The organism is Pseudolactococcus chungangensis CAU 28 = DSM 22330, assembly GCF_002441885.1.
Classification (GTDB): domain Bacteria; phylum Bacillota; class Bacilli; order Lactobacillales; family Streptococcaceae; genus Pseudolactococcus; species Pseudolactococcus chungangensis.
Genome location: NZ_JXJT01000065.1, coordinates 1 through 704, shown reverse-complemented (window position 1 = coordinate 704; position 704 = coordinate 1). Strand labels below are relative to the sequence as shown.

Sequence of the window (704 nt, the reverse complement as noted above, 5' to 3'; positions counted from 1 at the left end):
GTCATTCGCTAGGGACAATGGTTTCAGCTCAGGCAGTCGCAAAACTTTATCAAGAGACGGCATAGTTATGAAAAAAAGAATAAAAATATTACTCATTATAATACTAATACCGATAGTTTTAATTACAGGAGGACTTTTAATGAAATTAGGAACACCTTTTGATATCTTCTTGACAAAAGATTTTACAAAACCAACTAAAACGGAGCAGATAGATTATCTCAAAGAACACGAAGAAGAGATGACAAATTTTGTGAAAAAGCAAAATTCAAAAGTAACAAGTGTGCAATGGGATTGGGATAGCCTAGAGATTCAAGAATTTCAGCCAAACGCTGGAGGAATACCAACAGGAGAAAAGTATACGATTTTAACTATAAAAGGAAAATTTAATAAAATAGACACTTCAACGATAATGGTGGAATATCCAATTTATAAGCACACATTATATCCCAATTTAAAAAGGTTCGATATTGTTGATTTAAGTGTTCTAAAAGAAATTGATGGTTCAAAAGGATGGGTTGATTATGAGTAATTTAAAAAATTTCAATAACATTTATGCTAATTTAGCAGAAAGTGCCTATAATACTAGACCCAAAAATTTCCCTCCATTTGCCAAAAATAGGGAATTCAAGGAGATAAACTACTCTCAAGATGAAACTTATAGAGGTGAATTGACCAAAGGCGGCAAAAATCTTCCCAATAAAGGC

The 704-nt window shown here is 32.1% G+C and carries 2 protein-coding genes; both read left to right on the top strand.

The annotated features are described in order from the left end of the window. Nucleotides 1-529, top strand: a 529-nt coding sequence (locus RR45_RS10910; RefSeq protein WP_218838360.1) for a hypothetical protein, incomplete at its 5' end; no start/stop codon positions are given. Continuing rightward, nucleotides 522-704: hypothetical protein (locus tag RR45_RS10905; RefSeq protein ID WP_096823195.1), on the top strand; the 183-nt coding region annotated here is incomplete at its 3' end. The genes RR45_RS10910 and RR45_RS10905, both read left to right, overlap by 8 nt.